This is a genomic window from Leucobacter fengyongliangi, from assembly GCF_050971685.1.
Classification (GTDB): Bacteria; Actinomycetota; Actinomycetes; order Actinomycetales; family Microbacteriaceae; genus Leucobacter.
This window is the reverse complement of the sequence record NZ_JBPCEU010000001.1, coordinates 46,509-65,594: the sequence shown is the minus strand read 5'-3', so window position 1 is coordinate 65,594 and position 19,086 is coordinate 46,509. Positions and strand designations below refer to the sequence as shown.

Genomic DNA, 19,086 nt, shown 5'->3' with positions numbered 1-19,086 from the left:
CGGTAACGGACTAGCCGATCCGCACGAGCCCGATGATGACTGATGTTGACGGGTCATTGTTCAAGCACGTCTGGTAGTACACGTCGTAACCACTCGGAACCGCGTTCATGTCTTCCATGTACGCATTGACCTGCTTCACGATGCCAGCGGACTGGTACACCCCGCTGCCCGCGATAGTGACGATTGCTCCAGCCTTTTTCGGGAACGCCGCCCCGCCGCAATGCCAGTGCTCGGCAAGATAGGGAAACCAGGAAGGCGTCCACCACACGGGGCCCACGCACGCGTCGATCAGGGCCTGGCCGCCCGAGCCCGCAGGTGACACCGTGTAGCCGGACTGGGTTGGGCTCACCTGCGCTGGCGGCGAAGCGACCGCGGGCCGCTGGGGGGCAGCGGAGACCGCAGCGGCCGTTGCGAGAACCCGAGCGGCCTCGGCCTGCCGAGCGTCCTCCTCTGCCAGGTGCGCTTCGATGGCGCCTTCCCAAGCGCTCAGACTGCCGCGCAACTCGTTCAAGTCGCGTTCGAGCTCCGCGAGCAGCTCCGCATTTCCTTCGACCAGATGGGCACCCGTGTCATTCGCGGTGAGCCAGGCGCTCGGACTGAGGTGCTCTGCCGCGCGGATGTGCTGGGACAGTGCAGTGCCGGCCTCATCGATGGCGGGGGAACTGACGGCGTTTGCCTCGATCGCTTGGGTGGCTGCCTGGGTAGCGTCGGTCAGCTCGGCCAATAACTCAGGTATGCGCTCGCTCGCATCGGCCTCCAGAGTTTGGCTAGTCGCAGCCGAGCCGGCTGGCTGGAGCAGCTCAGCCTGGGTCGGGACGGCCGCGGCGCCGGTGAGGACCTGGGTGACGACGAGCGCGCTGAGCACGAGGCCCACACCGAACTTGGGCACAGAAAATGACACACGGACTCCCGGGGAAGTGAAGGAACAGGCCTCCCCATTGAGTCCACCCGTGCGACATTGGCGCAGGGCTGCTACAGGTTACGTGCTCTTCCTGAGAGTCATATATGATCTGGTGCGCCGTGAGCAAGCTGAAGCCGCGCGCGCCGAGTGTTACGTTTCGGTTGCGTTTCGCGCATCTGTCCGCTCTGTTTTGCGTCTTTGCCCCCGCAGGGTCAGAATAGGGACATCTGGAACGACTTTTCCGGAAAGCCGAAACCGCGTCAACGGAAGACTCGTTCGTAGGTTGGCTTTTGGTGTGTCCGAACAAAGTGAGTGGAGTCTATGGCGGCTGAGGCGAAACCGCTAAGCGGTCTCCGTGTGCTCGTGCCGCGCGGCGGTACGTGGGGCGAGCTAGTTGCAGAGGCGCTCCGGGAGCAAGGAGCGAGTCCAGTCATCGCTCCGCTCGTTGATTTTGCTCACACCAGCGAGGAAGATCGACTGGTCGAGGCGCTCCATCGGCTTGAGGCTGGATACTACGACTGGATCACCGCGACCAGTGCGACCGTGGTGGACGTGCTGGCGCACCACCAGGCCGTCATTCCCAGCACCACTCAGGTCGCAGTGGTCGGCGAGGCCACTGAGGCGGCGTTCGTGCAGGCGGGTTATCAAGTGAGCCGCACGCCGAGCGTGGAGAACTATTCGACCGCTGGCCTGCTTGAGGTCTGGCCAGAGATCGACGCGGGCAACGTGCTGAAGGTGCTCACCCTGCGCTCAGACGTAGCCAAGCCAGTCCTCACTGAAGGCCTGATCAATCGCGGCCACGATGTCACCCAGGTCGTGGCATTCCAGACCATTGGCATCCCAGTTTCCGTCCACATCAGAGAAGACGTCGAGTCCGGGCGCATCAACGCCTTGCTCGTTGCTTCGGCGAAAATTGCCCGCGAGGTTGCGAGTCAATTTCCCGAGCTTCCCGAGGGTACGATCGTCGCCTGCGTGGGGCCGCGCACCCACGACGAGGCGGAAGCTGCTGGGCTGATCCACAATCCCGAACACACCAGCTCGCCGGTGAAGCGGGCCTTGATCGAGACGGTGGAATCCGCCATCGACCAGAGCGACATGCTCGACTAATGAGCATTCTCGTGCCCGCGCGGTAACGATTCGGTGCCGCATGGGCGTTATATGCGGCAAAACTTCGCTGCGACCGGCAAACTAGGGGGCATGGCGCGAGTTGAGGTGTACCCAGACCGAGTGGTGATCCAGCTCACCGCGACCGAAAAAGTACTCGCAATGCATCGGCGCGATGTGGTGATCGACCGCGATGCCATCACCTCTGCGCTCATCACCGATGATCCGTGGGTCTGGTTGCGGGGGGTGCGTGCTCCCGGCACGATGATTCCGGGAAAACTGGCGTTCGGCACATGGAGAAGCATTTCCGGCCGGGACTTCGCGCTCGTCCGAGGTCGGCGATCCGCCATCGTGATTGACATTGATGTGCCCGAGAGTATTGAGGAAGATCACGGGTGGGTGTCGGAATTCGATGGCTTTGCCCGCGTGGTGCTGTCGACGACGCACGCCGCCGAACTCATTAGGGCGTTGCGGCTGGACGGCGACGATACGGTGTACCGCACCGTCGCGTAACCCATCGCCGCGTCAGTCGTTGAGCAAGATCAGGTCGTCTAGATCCATGCGGCTGCGCGGGGCCACTTCGCGCTCGCGGAGGGTGTCTGGAAGCTGCTCGGGCTCGCCGATCGCGCCGATCGCGCTCACCGATACGGGCACCTGATGCTCGGTCAGGCCGAATGCGGTTCGTAGGGCCTCGGGGTCGAACCCACCCATTTGGTGCGCGTACAGGCCTTCGGCGCGAGCCTGCAGCGAGTACGTCGCCACGGCCTGCCCGAGGTCGTACTCGGCCCAGCGCTGCGTCTTGCCCTCGGCATCGACGGTCTCCGCGACGTTGACTACGAGCGCGGCGGCACGGCCGGCCCACTGCTGGTTGAAGCCGATCAGCGTGGCCTCGACCTTCGCGAAGGCCTCGCCGCCGCGACGAGCGATGATGAAGCGCCACGGCTGCGTGTTGCTCGCACTCGGGGCCCAGCGGGCGGCCTCAAACACCCCACGCAGCGCGCCCTCGGGCAGCGAGTGCTCGGTGGCGAAGGAGCGGGGGCTCCAGCGGCTGGCAATCGGGTCAATGATGGGGGCGCTGGTTTCGGCGTGACGGGCGTTCATGAGGTTCCTTTACTGGTGGATCACAGCTGCGTGGGCGCCCGGCGAGCTTTAGAACTGTCGGAAGTGCCGTGGGTGTGAACGCTCCGGTGCTGGACAATATTCCTGGCCGTGATCCACTGTGTAACGAAAACGCGAGACAAAGCTGGGGAAATGGTGCCTTGTTCACCTGAGGCACCCTAATTTCCGCGAATAGGGCACCGTGAACTGAATAAGGGACAGGGACTGGGACTGGGACTGTGGCAGTGGCTGGAGCGTCCACGGCCCTTTCCCCACCTAAGCGGCCAACAACCACGCAATCGCCGCGATCACCGGGAGGGAGGCGAACGTGGTCAAGAACACGGTGTCGCGCACCTGCGTTTCTGCACGCCGATAGGTGGCAGCGTAGTTGTACACGTTTTGCGCGGTCGGAAGCGCGGCGATCGTGGTCGCGACGAAGGTCTCGTGCGCGTTCAGCCCGAAGGCGAGGCACAGCACCCAGGTGAGGGCGGGCATCACGAGCAGTTTGATGCCGCTTGCCACGAGAACGGCGGGGCGATCCGCACCGGCTTGCAGCACGCGCTGCCCGTGCAGCGAAATGCCGAAGCTCAACAGAACCATGGGGATTGACGCGTCACCGATCATCTCGATGGGATTCAGGAAGATCTCGGGCACCCGCAGATCGAGCAACGCAACCAGCAGGCCCAACATCGAGGCGACAATGATGGGGTTGCGTGCCGCCCGACCCAGCGCGACCACCGCACCGCGTTGGTTGCCCCGGGTCGACTCGAGAATGGCGAGGATCAGCGGTGCGAACACCACCACCTGCAGCAGAATAAGCGGCGCGACGTACGCAGCATCACCGAGGATGTAGATTGCGACGGGGAGACCCAGATTGTTCGAGTTCACGTAGCCCGCGCTTGTGGCCCCGAGCGTAGTGCTCGCGAGGTTGCGGCGAAACCAGAGCCGAGACACGACCACGTAGATGCCCGCGACCACCACCGCGGCCAGCCCGGTAATGAGGATCACCGGAGAGACGATGACCGCTGGATCACTGCGCTGCAGCACCACGAACAGAAGCGCCGGGGTGGCAACGTAGAAGGCGACCCGATTGAGCACGAGCCGCTGGTCGCCCTTGACCACGCCGAACCGTGACGCGAGATAGCCGGCGCCGATAATGCCGAGAATCAGGGCAAACCCCTGCATCACCCCCATCATGCGCGGGCCCCCTTCGACTCTATCGAGCCTAGTGCGGCCCGTGCCTCCTCCGTCACGATTTCGGAGAGCCGGTCGAGGACTGCAGAATGCAAGTTCCAGCGTTGCCAGTACAGCGGCAAGGCGATTGTGGATCCCGGTCCGATCTCCACGAGGCGACCGTCCGAAAGTGGCGTCCGGCACTGCAGTTCTGGCAGCATTCCCCAGCCCATACCGAGCTCAATCGCGAGAGCAAACTCCGCCGACGACGGTATGTAATGTCGTGGCGGATCGACTTCTGTCTGGGTGATCCGGCGAATGAATCGACGCTGGAATGCATCCTGCCGGTCGAATTCGATCATTGGTGCGAGGCGCAACGCATCTGGGGTGACGCCAACGGGGAAGTGGCGTGCCGCAAACTCGGGCGCGGCGACCGCACGGTATCGGTCGGTGACAATCCGGGTGCTCGTGCACCCCGGAACTGGCTCGCGGGTCGCGGTGAGAGCCGCCATCACCTCTCCTCGTCGCAATTGTTCAGTACTGAGGGTCTCGTCGGCGCGGATCACTTCAAAGTGAGCTGACGTCTCCCGCGAGGCGCGCGCGAGAGCGGGAATGAACCAGGTTGCAAGGGAATCGGCGTTCACCACGATTGGGATGACCGTGCCGCCTGAAGGACCGCTGCCGAGCTCTCTCGTTGCATCGTCGACGATGCGATCGAGCTGTCGGGCAACGCGCAAGACGGTGGTGCCCGCGGCGGTAAGGAGCACGGGGCGGGTGCGCTGCAGCAGTACCGAGCCCACCCGCTGTTCCATGGCTTTCACCCGCTGGCTGACTGCAGATGGGGTGATATGGAGTCGCCGCGCGGCACCCTCGAAGCTGCCCTCATCCACGATGGCCGCGAAGGTTGCGAGGTGCTCGACTGGCAGATCCATGCGCTCCCTCGTTTCTGCGCCGGCAGGAACTCATTGTTGGTGGCGGAGCTTGATGAAGTAATGCTAATGCTTCGTAAATAAAGTTAGGCATTCTAAATTAGGAACTGCGTTGGTTTGGGTCGTAGCGTCAAAGGGTGATTACCCCCATGCTCGTCGGCTTCGGCACCGGACTCTCGCTTATCGCGGCCATCGGCGCGCAGAACGCGTTCGTGCTGCAGCAAGGGATCCGGCGGCAGTTTGTGCTGCCCGTCGTGCTGATTTGCGGCCTTGCCGACGCGCTCCTCGAGTTTGCGGGGGTCGCGGGGATCGGCTTCGTGATCGAGCGGGCCCCGCTCGTCATCGAGATCGTGCGGTGGGGTGGCGTGGTGTTCCTGCTCTGGTACGCGTGGGGCGCGGTGCGACGCGCGATCCGCCCGATCGGGTTGGTGGCGACCGAAGGCTCGCAGGTTTCGCTCAAGAAGGCCGTGCTCGCGTGCCTCGCCATCACCTGGCTGAACCCGCACGTCTACCTCGACACGATGGTGCTCATGGGGTCAATCGGGAATGCGCAGGGAGACCCCGAGCGTTGGTGGTTTGCGCTGGGCGGCGCGATCGCGAGCCTCGCCTGGTTCGCGCTGATCGGATACGGTGCACGCGCGCTGACCCGCTTCTTTGCGTCGCCGCGTGCGTGGCAGGTGCTTGACTGGTCGGTCGCCGTGGTGATGGTGCTGATCGCCGCGAGGCTCGTGTTCGACGGGGTCGGGGTCTAGCTACGAGCAAGCTCGGCGAAGGTGGCGAGGAGCGCGTCGACGTCTTCGGGTGTGGTGTCGAACGAGCACATGAGGCGCACAAGCTCGTCATTGCCGGGCCAGCTGTAGAAATGAAACTGTCGCCGTGCGCGTTCCTGAGCGGCCGCCGACACGAGAGCGAACACCGCGTTCGACTCGGTGCGTTGCGCGAGTTGCAGACCGGGCACCCCTCCGCTCATCGAAAGCCGCTCGATGCCGGCACTCAGCCGCGCGGCCATGGAATTCGCGTGGGTTGCCGATCGCAGCCAGAGGTCGCCGTCGTACAGCGCAAGCAACTGCGCCGAGAGAAACCGCATTTTCGAGCCCAACTGCATGTTCGTTTTGCGCAGGTAGTGCAGCCCGCGCGCCTTCTCCGGGTGGATCACCACGACAGCCTCGGCCCCGAGCAGCCCGTTCTTCGTGCCCCCGAGGCTCAACACGTCGACGCCAGCCTCGGTGGTGATCTCGGCGAGCGAGGCGCCGAGGTGCGCGGCCGCGTTGCCGAGGCGGGACCCGTCCATGTGCAGCTCCATGCCGTGGCGGTGGGCCTGATCCGCCAGCGCCCGAATCTCAGCCAGCGTGTAGCACGTGCCGAACTCGGTGGTCTGGGTAATCGAGACCGCGAGCGGTTGCGCGCGATGCTCATTTCCCCACCCCCAGGCCTCGCGATCCACCAGATCGGGGGTGAGCTTGCCATCGGGAGTGTCGATGGTCAGGAGCTTGAGACCGCCGACCTTCTCGGGCGCGCCGCCCTCGTCGACGTTGATGTGTGCGCTCGCAGCGCAAATGACTGCGCCCCAGCGGGGGAGGGATGCCTGCAGACCGAGCACATTCGCGCCCGTGCCGTTGAACACCGGGAAGATCTGCGCCATAGGGCCGAATGCCGTGCGGGCCCAGTCGGTGAGGCGGGCGGTCCAGGGATCGTCGCCGTAAGCGGGAGCGTGGCCCACGTTGGCCGCGACGATGGCCTCGAGCACCTCGGGGTGGGCCCCGGCGTAGTTGTCTGAGGCGAAGCCGCGCGGGTGTGCGGTGGGGTCTGAACTTGGCAGGTGCTGCGGGTCGCTGACGGTCACTCGCCCAGCCTACTCAGCCCCCTGCCTCCTTCTTCTCCCTTTCCCTTTCCCTTTCCCTCTCCCTCTCTTCCCTCCTTCCCTCCCTCCCTTCCCGCCCTTCCCCCTCCGCCGAGGAGTCGCAATTCCACCGCGAGACTCTGTCCGGACGTGGAATTGCGCCCCCTCGACGGGGCCAGCGCCCCAGCAGACGCTGTTGCAGCAACGCGGACACTGACAGGCTTGCGATATGCAACCACACGCGACACACAGTGAGAGCCGTCACGACGCGGTCATTGAGGTGCGCGGCCTGAGTAAGCGCTACGGCGACCGCCAGGTGCTCGACGGGGTGGATCTGGCGATCGCCCCCGGGGAAACCTATGCTCTGCTGGGCCCGAACGGAGCGGGCAAAAGTACCGCCATCGAGATACTGGAGGGGTTTCGTCGCGCCGATTCGGGCACAGTGCGCGTGCTCGGCGCGGATCCGCTTGGCGCCTCACGGGAGTGGCGATCCCGCATCGGCATCGTCTCGCAGCAGACCGGAGACCTCGGCCCGAGCACACCGCGAGAGCTGGTCGCGCACTTCCGAACCTTCTACCCGAATCCCCGTGGGGTCGACGAGGTACTCGACATGGTGGGGCTGGCCGAGCACGCGGGAAAGCGCGCGAGCAAGATGTCGGGCGGGCAACAGCGCCGCCTCGATGTCGCGCTCGGGATCGTCGGACGCCCCGAGCTCTTGTTCCTTGATGAGCCGACCACGGGCTTCGACCCCGAGGCGAGGCGCCAGTTTTGGTCGATGCTCGAGGCGCTGGCGACCGAGGGCACCGCGATCGTGCTCACCACCCACTATCTCGACGAGGCGGCGGTGCTGGCGGATCGCGTTGGCGTATTGACGGGTGGGCGAATCGTGGCGGAGGCGCCTCCCGCGGAACTTGGAGGAGCAGAGGCGCGAGTGCCCGTGGTGAGCTGGCGGGATGCCAGCGGTGCTGTGCGTGAGGAGCGCACGGAGCGACCTGCCCAACTGGTCGCGCAGCTGCAGCAGCACATGGGCGGCGAGCCCGCCGAGCTGCAGGTGCGCAGGCCCGAGCTCGAAGACATCTATCTCGCCCTCATCGGCGACCACGAAGGGGAGGTCGCGGCATGAGCGCCCGCGTCACGAACGCAGGCGGCAGCGGCGAGAGTGCTGGCGGTGGTGCGGGTGCGAGCGCAGGCCTTCCGGCTTCCGGTGGAGTAACGAGCGCGATCCACCCCCGTGTGCCCGGCGTGCTGAGCGGAGCGATCGCCTCGGCCCGGCTCGAGCTGCGCGCGTATTTTCGCACCGCAGATACCGTCTTCTTCACGTTCCTCTTCCCGGTGCTGCTGCTCGCCATCTTCGGTACCGCATTCTCGGCTCAGGGTGACGTCGGTGTGCGGCCCGACGGCACGGGAGGCATCTCGATGGCCGAGTATTACCTTCCGGGCATGGTGGCGGCAGCGATCCTGCTTTCAGGCCTACAGAATCTCGCGGTCGATATCGCGCGCGAGAAGAGCGAGGGGTGGCTGAAACGACTCGGGGGCACGCCGATTTCGCCGGTGAGCTATTTTCTGGGGAAGGTGGGGATGCTGGTTGGCACCACGATCCTGCAAATTGGGCTGCTGTTCATCTTCGCCGCGCTCGTGCTGGGGGTGCGACTGCCGACCGAACCCGAACTGTGGCTGCGGTTTGCCTGGGTGTTCCTGCTCGGCATCGTGACCATGGCCTTGCTCGGGGTGGCACTCTCGGCCCTGCCCCGCTCATCGCGTAGTGCAACCGCGGTGGTACTGCCAATTGTGCTCATTCTGCAGTTCATCTCGGGGGTCTACCTCATGTTCACGATGCTGCCCGAGTGGCTGCAGAATATCGCCGCGGTGTTTCCCTTGAAGTGGCTTGCGCAGGGCATGCGCAGCGTGTTTCTCCCCGAGCACTTCGCGGAGGCGGAACAGGGTGGCACCTGGGACCTTGGGCTCGTTGCGCTCAACCTCGGGGTGTGGCTCGTCGTGGGGCTCATGGTGAGCCTCCTCACCTTCCGGTGGACCCGACGGTCGTAGCCCTACTGCTGCCAGTGACAGGGTGATGGCCAAGTTGCGCCGGTAATTTACTCCCCGGTGGATCGCCGCGGCGTCCGCCTGGTCACATGCCCGAGGCGCGGTACTGGGCCGCAAGCTCCTGGTAATGGAAGGCGTTCGAGCGCACGCGCTCGGCCATCTCCTCGCCCATAGGGCCGCGGTCCTTCGCGGGCAGACCTGCCACGAGGTGTCCGGGCTCGACCTGCTGCCCCTCGAGCACGAGTGCGCTCGCCGCGACGAACGCGCCAGCGCCGATCACCGAGTTGTTCAGGAGCTTGGCGCCCATGCCGATGAGGCAGCCGTCGCCAATGGTCGCACCGTGAATGAGGGCGAGGTGGCCGACCCCAACGTTCTCGCCGATGATGGTCGATACGCCGTGGTCGGTGTGCACGACGACATTGTCTTGCAGGTTGCTGCCCGCTCCGAGCTCGATGCGATCCATGTCGCCGCGTAGCACCGCGCCGAACCACACGCTGGCACCCGGGCCGACGCGTACGTCGCCGATCAGGGTTGCATTCGGTGCGAGCCACGCGGTGGGGTCGACCTGCGGATGAATGCCGTTGAAAGGGATCAGGAGCGCCATGCACCCACTGTAGCCGGGTTGCTGTCTTCGGCTCGAGGTCCAGATTCCGCACGTTCGCCAGCGCGGCGGGGCCGGAATGCCGGGAGAAGTTTGAATCTGACCGGAGGCGCTCGTGGCCGATACCGGACTGTGGCCACATTTGGCCACACTCTGGGGTTTACTCTCTGATCTGCGGGAACTGAATCGGAGGTGCAGGGCGCACTCCGAACGCAAAGGGGCAGCACGATGGCACGCCAGCAGCATGCGCGACGAGCGACACTTCGTCGCGCACTCGATATGACCCGGTCTGGCTTTGGCCCAGCGGTCGCCGTACTGGCGCTCATGAGCGGGCTCGCGGCGTTAGTGAGTGCCGTCGCCATCCTCTTCGTTTCTGAACTTGCCTGGGCTCAACGCGGCTCGCTGTTTGCCGAGGGTGCCCTGACGGCACCCGGGGTGTTGAGCTTGGTGCTCCAAGTCGGTCTGCCCGCGGGGCTTGTGCTTGCCGCCATTGCGGGGGCGGGTTACCTCGCCACGGCAGCGGTGCTTGCGGGAACGAGCCGGGGCACGGAACGAGGGGGTGTGTTCTCAGAACTCGTGCGCGGAGGCTCGCGCACCCCTGCATACCTGGGCGCCTTGGCTCTTGCCATCCTGGTACTCGCAGCGCTGGTGGTGCTCGCGCCGGTGGTGAGCGTGGTGGGGATAGTCGGACTTGTCGCCCGGGCGGGTACGAGTCTCTGGCAAGTCCGCACGAAGGTGTCGACGCGGTGGCCCTCTTGGCGTTGGCTGGTGACCGCGGCGATCCCGTTCGGGCTCGCCGCGGCGCTTTGGATGCGATTTCTGCTTGTGTTGCCCGTGTCTGCGTGCGAACGGCACGGCCCGGTGGCGACGCTCCGACGCTCCAATGAGCTCGTGCGCGGCCGGGGCTGGCGTGCCGTCGCGTTCGCCGGCGGCGGGGCGCTGATTTATGCGGCGGTGCAGGCGGGAATTGCCGCCCTCGCTGTTACCGGTCTTTCACCACAGTGGATCTCAGCACTCCTCATTCTCGCTCAACTCACCGTGACGGTGATTCCCATCGCACTGCTCGTCGCGGTCTACCTCGAATCGGTGGGCGGGCGCGTGCCGCCGGCCTACGCACTTCCTGTCCCGATCCTGCGCCGGTCTCCCTTCACCGCGGTTGTCGCGGGGAGTGTCGCTGGCGCGCTGGTGGTCGGGCTTCTCGCGGGGGCACCTGTTCAACCTGCGTGGGCCGAGGAGGATCATGCGAGCGGGGGAGTGATCTCTAGCGAGCTGCCGCCTGCCGAGCCGAGTGAAGGTGGCGAAGGTGGATCCGGCGAGGGTGGTGCTGAGGGTGGATCCGGAGAGGGCGAAGGTGGCGAAGGCGGTAGCGGAGGCACGCAGTGGTGGTACCCGGGCATCAGCCTCGGAAGTGCGGCGTGTGCCTGGGCTCCCGATGCCACCGAGGCACACAACTATCCGCAGCTTTCCAAACCCCCACTGAGCTTCTGCGTCGATGCGCTGGGTGACGAGTCCGACTCAGTTCCCGGCGATGGCTGGTGTGAAACCGCAGTCGGCACCTGCACGCTCCGTGCCGCGGTCGAAGAGAACAACACCTGGCGTCCCTCGGGCATCAGCCGTATCGTGACCGCGAATGCAGGCATCGCAGCGGGAACTGTCCTCCTCGCATCGCCCATCTCGATCACCATGTTCGTCACGATTGACGGCGGCGGGCTGACGATCGATGGCGCGAATATGACCCAGCTGTTTCGCTACGACTCGCCGGCATGGAATTCTGAGCTCGTGAGCCTGACGCTGCGCAACGGCTATGCTCCAGGGCCCGGAAGCGGTGCGGCGGTCGAGGCGATCCGCGGGAGCATCCGCCTGAGTGATGTGACGCTGCAGGGCAACCATGCGACCTCAGGAGCGAGCGCCCTCTGGGCACATGGCTCCGGGCCCGACTCGGTGTCGCACATTGCTGTTGACGATTCACGTTTCATCAACAACACCGTTCCTGCTTGCCACGGCGTAGACATCGATGTGTGGAGCGGCACTCCCACCCTGATCGATGTCGCAGATGCGTCGTGCGCGGGCACCGTGCTCACCGAAGGTGCCGTAGACACGAGTCTGACCATCGCCGTGGATCCGGAGCAGCCCCTGCGGGGTGGCCCTGTGCGGTACACGATCGACATTCGTTCTGTGAATGGCGGCGGCGCACCTCTGTCGGGCACCGTCACCCTCTTTACGGGTGCGGAACAGATCACGGTTCCGGTGACATCGGGGGACTCGGCATCTGGGCAGGCGGTGATCGATGCGTCAGCCCCCGGCACCGAGAACTACCTGGTGCGCGCGGTCTATTCAGGGAGCGAGCACTTCCGCGCCTCGCAGGCCGAACTCGAGGTGGAGACCGCGGGTGCCACAAGCTCGGTCACGCTCGCGATGGAAACCGATCATGAGTTTGACTGGCTCCGCGGCCATCCGCTGCGACTCGTTGCGACGGTAGATTCAGGGGCCGACGGAGGGGTGCCGACTGGAACCGTGACCTTTTTTGGAGGTGAAGACGAGCTGGGGGAAGCAGTGCTCGGACCGGACGGCACGGCCGTGTTCGACACGACGATCACCACGGAGGCCGGGGAGTCGCATGGCGGGCAGCTGCGCTACGGCCTTCGCGCAGTGTATTCGGGAGATGATGACCATCCCGGTGCCGAGGCACAGGAATACCTCGCGCTCGCCGCCGATCACACCCAGGTGAGTGTGACCCCCTCGGTGCCAATCGCGACACCCGGAGAGTCCGTGACCTTTACCGCGAGGGTCGCTTCCCTCGAGCCAGGTGCCGGCGCCGTTTCTCTGGGCAGTGTGCGGTTCACCGTGGGAGTGGTGGACCAGACCGTCGAGGTGGACGCCGAGGGAGTGGCGCAGCTGACGTTGTCCAATGCTACCTTCGGAACACGCACCGTTTCGGCCTCATACCAAGGTGCGGCCGGGCGGTTTCGCGCGAGCACGACGAGCCTGCCGTACTCAGTGACGGCGGCGGTCGAAAGCTCGATATCCCTCCAGCGAATGAGTAGAAACCCTTCCTGGCTCGGAGACGAGGTCACATATCTGGTCTCGGTGCATCCGGGGGCTCACGTTCCAGCTGAGGGCCTCCCCGCGCCGACCGGTCTCGTGCGCGTGAGCGCAGCAGACGTGGTGCTCGCAGAGGGCCTGCTGGGCGCGGTGTCAGTGCCGAATCTGGGTTTGGGAACGCACGATCTGCGGGTCGAGTATCTCGGAGATCAGCACTATCTCCCTGACGCGGTGACCGTCAGTCAGTCCGTGGAGCGCATCCCGACCCGCACCGCGGTGTTGGTGAGTGCTCCCTCAAGCGTGATTGGCGAGGCCGTCGATTTCTCGGTCGAGGTTCGCACTAACGTCACGGGCGAACTTTCGGAGCTCGTGACGAGCGGGTCGGTGCGCATTTTCTCGGGCGCAGAACTGGTGACCACCATTGATCTGGCGGGCGGGAACACCGCCACCGCTTCCCTCCCGCCCGCTCTTGGTACCGGGACGATCCGTGCGGTGTTTGACGCAGATGCGAGGTTCGCCGGCTCGGAGAGCGCCGCGGCCGTGCATCAGGTTTCGCGAGCGAGCGCCGCGGTGACGCTGACACTGGCGCACCCTACCGTGGCGTACGCCGGAGCCGTCGAGACGATCGTCACCGTCGCGGGTGTCGCTCCCAGCACGCTCACCCCAACGGGTGGCACGGTGCAACTCCTGGCAGACGGCATCCCCATTCCTGGCGCAAGCTCCACCTTGGGCACCGGCAGCTCAGTCCACCTCTCCTTCGATGCAGCCAGGCTTGGGGTCGGAACCCACATGCTCCAAGCTGCATACAGCAATGACCCGTGGTTTGTGGATCGCACGTCAGATCTGGGGGCACTCTCAGTGACGGCTCATATCCCGGCCTTCGAACTCGCAGTGACGGGCACTGGTTCGAGCCTGTGGAGCGAGAGCGTGCGGCTTGACGCCGATATTGAGATTCCGTGGGTGCCGGATCCGCTCGCTGATGCGGCGCTCGGGACCGTCGAGTTCGTGCGTTTGACCGACGGTGTTGAAACCTCACTCGGCACAGTTGCCGTTACCGAGCAGATGCGGCGAGCGTCCCTCGAGATGCTTCCCGCGCAGCTGCCCATCGGGGCGCACAGTTTCGTTGCGCGGTTCACCCCGAGTGATGCCACTGCTGACCGACTGAGCGGGGCAACGAGTGACCCGGTACCCCACCGGGTCGAACCCGTGCCCGCATCCCTCGAACTGCTCGGACTCGACGGAATCGTACCTGGAGAATCGTTCGTTCGGAGTGTGACAGTGCGCGAGCACCCCGATCACGTCAGTGGGGCGCTGCCCGCGGGCACGGTACAGGTCACGCTCGATGGAGTGGATCTGGGGCTGTTCCCGCTGGTGCCCGTCTCTGTTGCGCAGGCCTCCATCGCAAACGTGACGTTCCCATCGCTCGGCGCGGGCTCCCACGCGATCGACATTGCCTATGTGCCAGGCGAGGGAGATCCGCACGCGGCCGTCGAACGACAGTTCTCGTTCACCGTGGGGCTTCTCGCGCCTGTGGTCAGCCTCGAGGTGGACCACGCGAGTATCGACTGGGACGATCCGCTCACGGTACGGCCTGGGGTTACCGCAGCTCACCCGTGGCTTCCCGAGCCGCGCGGCACCCTGGTCGTGAGTGATGGCGAGCTTGGCGGTGCGAGCTGCACCGTGAGTGTGGCGCCAGACGCGTTGCTGCCAGAGACCGGGTGTCAGCTTGTCTGGCCCACCGCCGGGACACGGACGCTGCACGCAACATTTGTGCCCGATCCCAGTGACGCCAGCTACGAATCAGCCGTGTCTGCTGCGACCGTGCAGGTGACGGTGCGACACCGCCACCTCACGCTCGACGGAACGCTCGCGGCCGCAGGCGGGTGGGGCCTTCGCCCGACCGCAGGAGATGCGGTGCGCGCTGGATGGACCGTCTGGGGGGCGGAGAGCGGTCAACGTGCACCCACGGGCGAACTCATGCTTACCGCGTCGCCGGCTGGCTCCGTACCGACAGCCAGCTTCGACGGGTGCGAGACGGGCATCTGGATGGGTGCGTGCGATTTTGCCCTGAGCATGGCTGGTGCGCAGCAGGCACTCGTGCAGGTTACGTTGAGCTACCCCGGCGACGAACGCTACGCTGCGGCAGAGTGGAGTGGCGCGCTCACGCCGCGCGAGTGTGTGGTCGTTGAACTCAGTGTGTCACCCGCGGGCGCTGGCACGCTCTCGCCCGATCGTCCCTACAACTGCGGCGAGCCAGGGCAGGCGGCGACTGGATTTGCTGCCGGCACCGAGTTGGGGTTCGTGACACAGGCAGTGTCGAGCGGCGAGCCCTCGTTCGACTGGAAGGCGCCGGAACGCATCGAGACGGCTTCCGGCTCCGATGTGCTGCGAGTGAGCGCTGCGGCGAATTGGGCAAGTGCCGCGTTCCGCCAGACCTTCAACTGCGCCACGGTGCTCGTCCAGAGCACCGTCGTGCGCGGCACGTCGGGTTCCGTGCTGTTGCCCGGGTTTGAGGGGGCACCCTCAGGCCTGGGCCCCGCCCCCAACTGTCCACTCGCCCAGGCGCCGGGATCCACCTCATCGACCAGTTGGTTCACCTCCGTTGCGTTCGACGCAAATGCGGGAACTGTGACGCAGTCGCACAGTGCGCGATACCTGCTCGGTACCGAGCTCAATTTCGAGCTTGCGCCCGGTCGTTCAGATACCCAAATTTACGACTTCCGCAGTACGGTCGCAGCTCGAGTCGGCGTTTCCCGTGTCACGGTGCCCGCGATCTCGCAGGCAAGCAACGCAGTGAACGTCACCTTTGGGCCCACGTGCTATCCGGTATCGGCGGTGGCCTCGGGCCCGGGGTCACTCACGCTCTTGAACGCACCCAACTGTGCTGAGCCTCGGGGCGGCACGCAGGGCTGGTTCGCAGACACGCTCCTCGAGTTTTATGCCCAACCCGAACCGCAGCCAGCCAAGTCGCTGTCATTTGTTCGCGAGTGGATGGGAGCTGACGGGTCCTTTGACGCGTTGGTGGCGGCGAACGGCTCGGGCGTGGTCGCCGCGGCGCTTGCTCGGCACAATCGTCTCGCGGAACTGGGCGCCCAGCGTGGAGGAAACGAACAGGTGAGCACCCTGCGTGTGCGCGCCGGGGCGTCCGCTCAGTTGGTGTCGGCCGACTTCGGTGTGTGTCACGCAGTGGGCGTTCGGCACGGTCTCGCGAGTGACGGCATGGTCGTGCCAGACGTTGCTGCAATTGACACCACAACGACGTGCCCGCACCCACGTGCTGCGCTCACCACTCGGTCGCTTGCGGGCACTGCCGGAAACTTCCTGGCGGGAGCGAACCTGCCCGATGCGGCGACCGCGTACTTTGAAGAGGGAACCGAGGTGACCGTCTCAGCCCCCGACTTCCTTGATCTCAACGACAGTCGGCGCGTGAAAGACACCCGATATTTCGGTGAACAGGCATCACTCGCAGGATGGGTGGTGGTCGGCTCCAGGGCGGGACAAGCAGGAACCACCGAACCCTCAATGCGGGTCGGAGCCGAGCAAGAATTCACTGTCTCGCGACCCCTGACGCTCCAACCGCGATACTCATTTGCCGCTGACTGTCGGGTCCCGGTGACGCTCTACGCGGTGTCGAAAGATGTGTTGCGCGTGACGGCGACCCCGAACAACGTTCCGAGTGTCTGTGCCTCGGGTGGGCTGGAGCAGGGGCCCGACCTCTGGCTCACAGGAACTCTGCCCGGCGGAACACCCGGCGACGACAATCCGGAACTCCGTCACGCCTCACTCACGATTGCCGCGGAACCGGTAGACGGGATGAATCCGCTCATTGGGTGGCAGATCACCTCTGGCAGAGGTCGAGGCCAGATCGAAGTCCGCAACACCGACGGATCGACACTGATGAGCAGCACCCCGCCGCGAAGTGTCAGCGACACGGTGCTGGCGAGCCAGGTGCAGCTCCCCCTCGGATTCACCAGCCTGACCGCGAAGGCTATCGCGTGTCAACAGATCGAGTTCCAGATCAACGTGCGCGACGAAAGCGGACGAGTGATTGAGGACTACGAGGATGAATCCGGCGAGCTCCTCATGGTGCATCCCGCGCCGAACTGTCCGTTCGCGCCGAACGCGTGGATCGCGGGCACCCAGGTGGAGCTGTGGGCCTTCGGAAATCCGCTGGGCTTTGCCTTCACCGGCTGGTCAGGTGAGGTGGATGCGGGCTCGGTGCTGCACGATGCGGCTGTGCCACGCGTCGAGCAGCTCGCTACGGAGCCGGCTGTGGCCGAAGACGTTCAGGACGGATCCACGGTGGACGAGTCAACCGGCTTCGATGACGACTTTGCGCCAGGCGTGCAGACCACTGTGACGCTCGATGGTAGGGCCCCCTCACGCACGATTGCGGTGAACTACGACGTCCAGTGCGCAGACCTGTCACTGCAAGGGTATGCGGGGCGCATCTCGTTCTATCCGGAGCCGAATTGCCCGGGATTCGAAGGTCAGGTCGCCACGAAGGAGTATTCCAACGATTGGCTGCTCAACCGGTACGGCGGCACTCAAGAGGGGCAGTCGCGCAACTTTGCCGCGATGCGGAAGATGGCCGGACCCTCTGAAAAGTCGGGTCGCTTCATTCAGGGCACCGAAGTGTTGATCCAGACTCGAGGTGTGAGCGACCGGGTCTGGACGGGCTGGCGGGGCGACGTTGTGGAGGCCGGGAGAATTAACCCTGCGATCGTGTACATCAACGGAGATTCCAGGGTCGAGAATACCTTTCGTTCACTATCGACCGGAGAGAAGTTCGAGAGCTTTGGTAGCGATGTTGCGATCTTTGGCAAGAAGATCGTCGGATTCGGTGCAGCAGCAGCGACGGAGTATCTGAAATATCTTCCGCCACTCGGCGTCGTGATGGGCTTGGCTGACGTGATGTCGATGGCCGGAATGATTCTTGAAGCGGCTGGGGTGAGCCCAGGCGATGTTGCCTGGTTGCACTACACGAAACAGCTACTGAATCTTCCGTTTGCGGTGTTGGGCTGCGTCGGAACCTGGGGAATGGGTGCATCTTCTGGAACCACCGTGGGTGGCGCGGGGCTTGCTGCCGAAGCGGCGAAGCAGCGCACCTATCGCATCACCAACATCTCCGATGCCGCGAGTCAGGTCGGCGCTACGCAGAAGGCGATGGCCGCGGGCGACACGGGCGCCGTTATGGCGGCAAAGCTCAAGTTTTATCAGGGCAAGTTGGGCCTGGCGACCCTGTCACGGGTGACTGGGCCGGTGTTGGCAACCGGCATGGTGGTCTTCGAAGCAGTCGAAGGCGGAGCTGTGTCCTGGGACAGCGACGCGTCATCCGCCTGGGGTGATTGGTCGGGCTACACCGATTGCCTGCAGCGGGCGGTGCCCGGGTTCGTCACCGACGCGATTGGCGGCGGCGACGATGCGCTTCGCGAGCTTGCGACGCGGATGGGTGGATCGGCTACTCACGGATCCTCGTTTGTCCCAGCAGGAACGGGGACGCTGGTGAGCCGGCCCCGACGGGCCCGCGCGGGAGCTGCGCACCGGCGACCCCAGGCCAGGGGCGATGTCAGACCTCCCTCGCGATCGCGTGCGTCCGCCATGATCCGCCGTCGTCGCACCAGCCTGTTGCTTCTCGCCAGTCTCTCGCCAGTTCTTCCGCTGGGTCTTGCTGGGTGCGCGCCGCAAGCGGACTGGGATGGATCTGCACGGCTGGCCAGTTCCGAGTGTCTCCTCGCCGCACAGCTCTTCCTCGACACCGAGGCTGTCGCCGCGCAGACTGCGGCGAGCCAAGCGGTGGATCCGCTCGTGACCGCTGCCGATCCGGCGGCACTCGCCGAGGCGCTGCGACCCTATGTGCTGGAGGAGCTGCACCCGGCGCTCGACGTGTTCGCCCAGCCGCGTGAAACGACCGATGCTGCGGCGCCACCCCGTGATGCGGCGGCCAACATCGCCGAGGTTGAGCGCTGGGGAGAAGCGCGCGATCTCTTGCACGAGTGGGCGGTCATTGTCTGCGGACCCGAGGTATCAGGTGCCGCACTGCCGCCTGCTGCCGGCGCCGAAGGCATCTCCCGAGACGTGCAGCTGCCGACGCTTGAACACATGCAGGTGATGTATTCGGGGGAGGGCGCTGCGGCGCTCATGTCAGTGAGCGGCGCCCAAGAACCCGTGCACGCGGTGGCGCTGTGCGAAGAGGCTCGAGCGAGCGACCCACACGCCCGCATTGAGGTGAAGGATGCGGACGGCTTTCCACTGGCGTTTGCTGAGGCGACCGCAGGGTGTGCGGTAGATCCACTTCTTCTGGGTGAGGTCGTCACCGATGACTGACCGTTTGCCCAGGGGTGCGGTGCGCCCG

At 65.2% G+C, this 19,086-nt stretch carries 12 protein-coding genes; 6 read left to right on the top strand and 6 right to left on the bottom strand.

Annotation, left to right across the window (positions count from 1 at the left end; genetic code table 11):
* Positions 1-10: 10 nt before the first annotated feature.
* A complete protein-coding gene (locus ACR0R4_RS00260) occupies positions 11-901 on the bottom strand; it encodes a hypothetical protein (protein WP_433645315.1) in 891 nt (296 codons plus the stop codon).
* A 321-nt stretch (positions 902-1,222) separates the two neighbouring features.
* Between ACR0R4_RS00260 and ACR0R4_RS00255 the strand changes: the two genes are divergently transcribed.
* Both ACR0R4_RS00255 and ACR0R4_RS00250 read left to right on the top strand, forming a co-directional pair.
* Positions 1,223-2,008 (top strand): uroporphyrinogen-III synthase, encoded by a 786-nt coding sequence (locus ACR0R4_RS00255; RefSeq protein ID WP_433645314.1) that lies wholly within the window; start codon positions 1,223-1,225, stop codon positions 2,006-2,008.
* A gap of 90 nt (positions 2,009-2,098) precedes the next feature.
* The gene (locus ACR0R4_RS00250; RefSeq protein WP_433645313.1) at positions 2,099-2,518 is read left to right on the top strand and encodes a hypothetical protein; all 420 of its coding nucleotides are present in this window, start codon (positions 2,099-2,101) and stop codon (positions 2,516-2,518) included.
* Between the two features lie 12 nt (positions 2,519-2,530).
* On the opposite strand, the gene ACR0R4_RS00245 is transcribed toward ACR0R4_RS00250, so the two are convergent.
* From ACR0R4_RS00245 to ACR0R4_RS00235, 3 genes are all read right to left on the bottom strand, one after another.
* The gene (locus ACR0R4_RS00245; RefSeq protein WP_433645312.1) at positions 2,531-3,106 is read right to left on the bottom strand and encodes a nitroreductase family protein; all 576 of its coding nucleotides are present in this window, start codon (positions 3,104-3,106) and stop codon (positions 2,531-2,533) included.
* 273 nt (positions 3,107-3,379) lie between these two features.
* Positions 3,380-4,300, bottom strand: a complete 921-nt coding sequence (locus ACR0R4_RS00240; protein ID WP_433645311.1) for an AEC family transporter — start codon at positions 4,298-4,300, stop codon at positions 3,380-3,382.
* A complete protein-coding gene (locus tag ACR0R4_RS00235) occupies positions 4,297-5,208 on the bottom strand; it encodes a LysR family transcriptional regulator ArgP (protein ID WP_433645310.1) in 912 nt (303 codons plus the stop codon). Before ACR0R4_RS00235 ends, ACR0R4_RS00240 begins: the two co-directional genes overlap by 4 nt.
* A gap of 134 nt (positions 5,209-5,342) precedes the next feature.
* Here ACR0R4_RS00235 and ACR0R4_RS00230 point away from each other — a divergent pair, with 134 nt between their 5' ends.
* Entirely contained in the window at positions 5,343-5,957 is a 615-nt protein-coding gene (locus tag ACR0R4_RS00230) for a LysE/ArgO family amino acid transporter (protein ID WP_433645309.1), read from the top strand.
* Here the strand turns inward: ACR0R4_RS00230 and ACR0R4_RS00225 are convergent.
* Positions 5,954-7,048, bottom strand: coding sequence for a threonine aldolase family protein (locus ACR0R4_RS00225; RefSeq protein WP_433645308.1), 1,095 nt, complete (start codon positions 7,046-7,048; stop codon positions 5,954-5,956). The genes ACR0R4_RS00230 and ACR0R4_RS00225 overlap by 4 nt on opposite strands.
* A 226-nt stretch (positions 7,049-7,274) precedes the next feature.
* Here ACR0R4_RS00225 and ACR0R4_RS00220 point away from each other — a divergent pair, with 226 nt between their 5' ends.
* On the top strand, positions 7,275-8,168 hold the full coding sequence (locus ACR0R4_RS00220; RefSeq protein ID WP_433645307.1) for an ABC transporter ATP-binding protein: 894 nt from the start codon (positions 7,275-7,277) through the stop codon (positions 8,166-8,168).
* Positions 8,165-9,091 (top strand): ABC transporter permease, encoded by a 927-nt coding sequence (locus tag ACR0R4_RS00215; protein ID WP_433645306.1) that lies wholly within the window; start codon positions 8,165-8,167, stop codon positions 9,089-9,091. The genes ACR0R4_RS00220 and ACR0R4_RS00215 overlap by 4 nt, the downstream gene beginning before the upstream one ends.
* 82 nt (positions 9,092-9,173) lie before the next feature.
* Here the strand turns inward: ACR0R4_RS00215 and ACR0R4_RS00210 are convergent, their stop codons facing one another.
* Positions 9,174-9,692, bottom strand: coding sequence for a gamma carbonic anhydrase family protein (locus ACR0R4_RS00210; protein WP_433645305.1), 519 nt, complete (start codon positions 9,690-9,692; stop codon positions 9,174-9,176).
* A 225-nt stretch (positions 9,693-9,917) separates the two neighbouring features.
* Between ACR0R4_RS00210 and ACR0R4_RS00205 the strand changes: the two genes are divergently transcribed.
* A complete protein-coding gene (locus ACR0R4_RS00205; protein WP_433645304.1) occupies positions 9,918-19,058 on the top strand; it encodes an Ig-like domain repeat protein in 9,141 nt (3,046 codons plus the stop codon).
* Positions 19,059-19,086: the final 28 nt, after the last annotated feature.

What these genes read in the sequence shown, in the direction of transcription:
- ACR0R4_RS00255 (WP_433645314.1), top strand. Translation starts at nt 1,223, where the DNA reads ATGGCGGCTGAGGCGAAACCGCTAAGCGGTCTCCGTGTGCTCGTGCCG.
- ACR0R4_RS00250 (WP_433645313.1), top strand. Translation starts at nt 2,099, where the DNA reads ATGGCGCGAGTTGAGGTGTACCCAGACCGAGTGGTGATCCAGCTCACC.
- ACR0R4_RS00245 (WP_433645312.1), bottom strand. Translation starts at nt 3,106, where the DNA reads ATGAACGCCCGTCACGCCGAAACCAGCGCCCCCATCATTGACCCGATT.
- ACR0R4_RS00240 (WP_433645311.1), bottom strand. Translation starts at nt 4,300, where the DNA reads ATGATGGGGGTGATGCAGGGGTTTGCCCTGATTCTCGGCATTATCGGC.
- ACR0R4_RS00235 (WP_433645310.1), bottom strand. Translation starts at nt 5,208, where the DNA reads ATGGATCTGCCAGTCGAGCACCTCGCAACCTTCGCGGCCATCGTGGAT.
- ACR0R4_RS00220 (WP_433645307.1), top strand. Translation starts at nt 7,275, where the DNA reads ATGCAACCACACGCGACACACAGTGAGAGCCGTCACGACGCGGTCATT.
- ACR0R4_RS00215 (WP_433645306.1), top strand. Translation starts at nt 8,165, where the DNA reads ATGAGCGCCCGCGTCACGAACGCAGGCGGCAGCGGCGAGAGTGCTGGC.
- ACR0R4_RS00210 (WP_433645305.1), bottom strand. Translation starts at nt 9,692, where the DNA reads ATGGCGCTCCTGATCCCTTTCAACGGCATTCATCCGCAGGTCGACCCC.
- ACR0R4_RS00205 (WP_433645304.1), top strand. Translation starts at nt 9,918, where the DNA reads ATGGCACGCCAGCAGCATGCGCGACGAGCGACACTTCGTCGCGCACTC.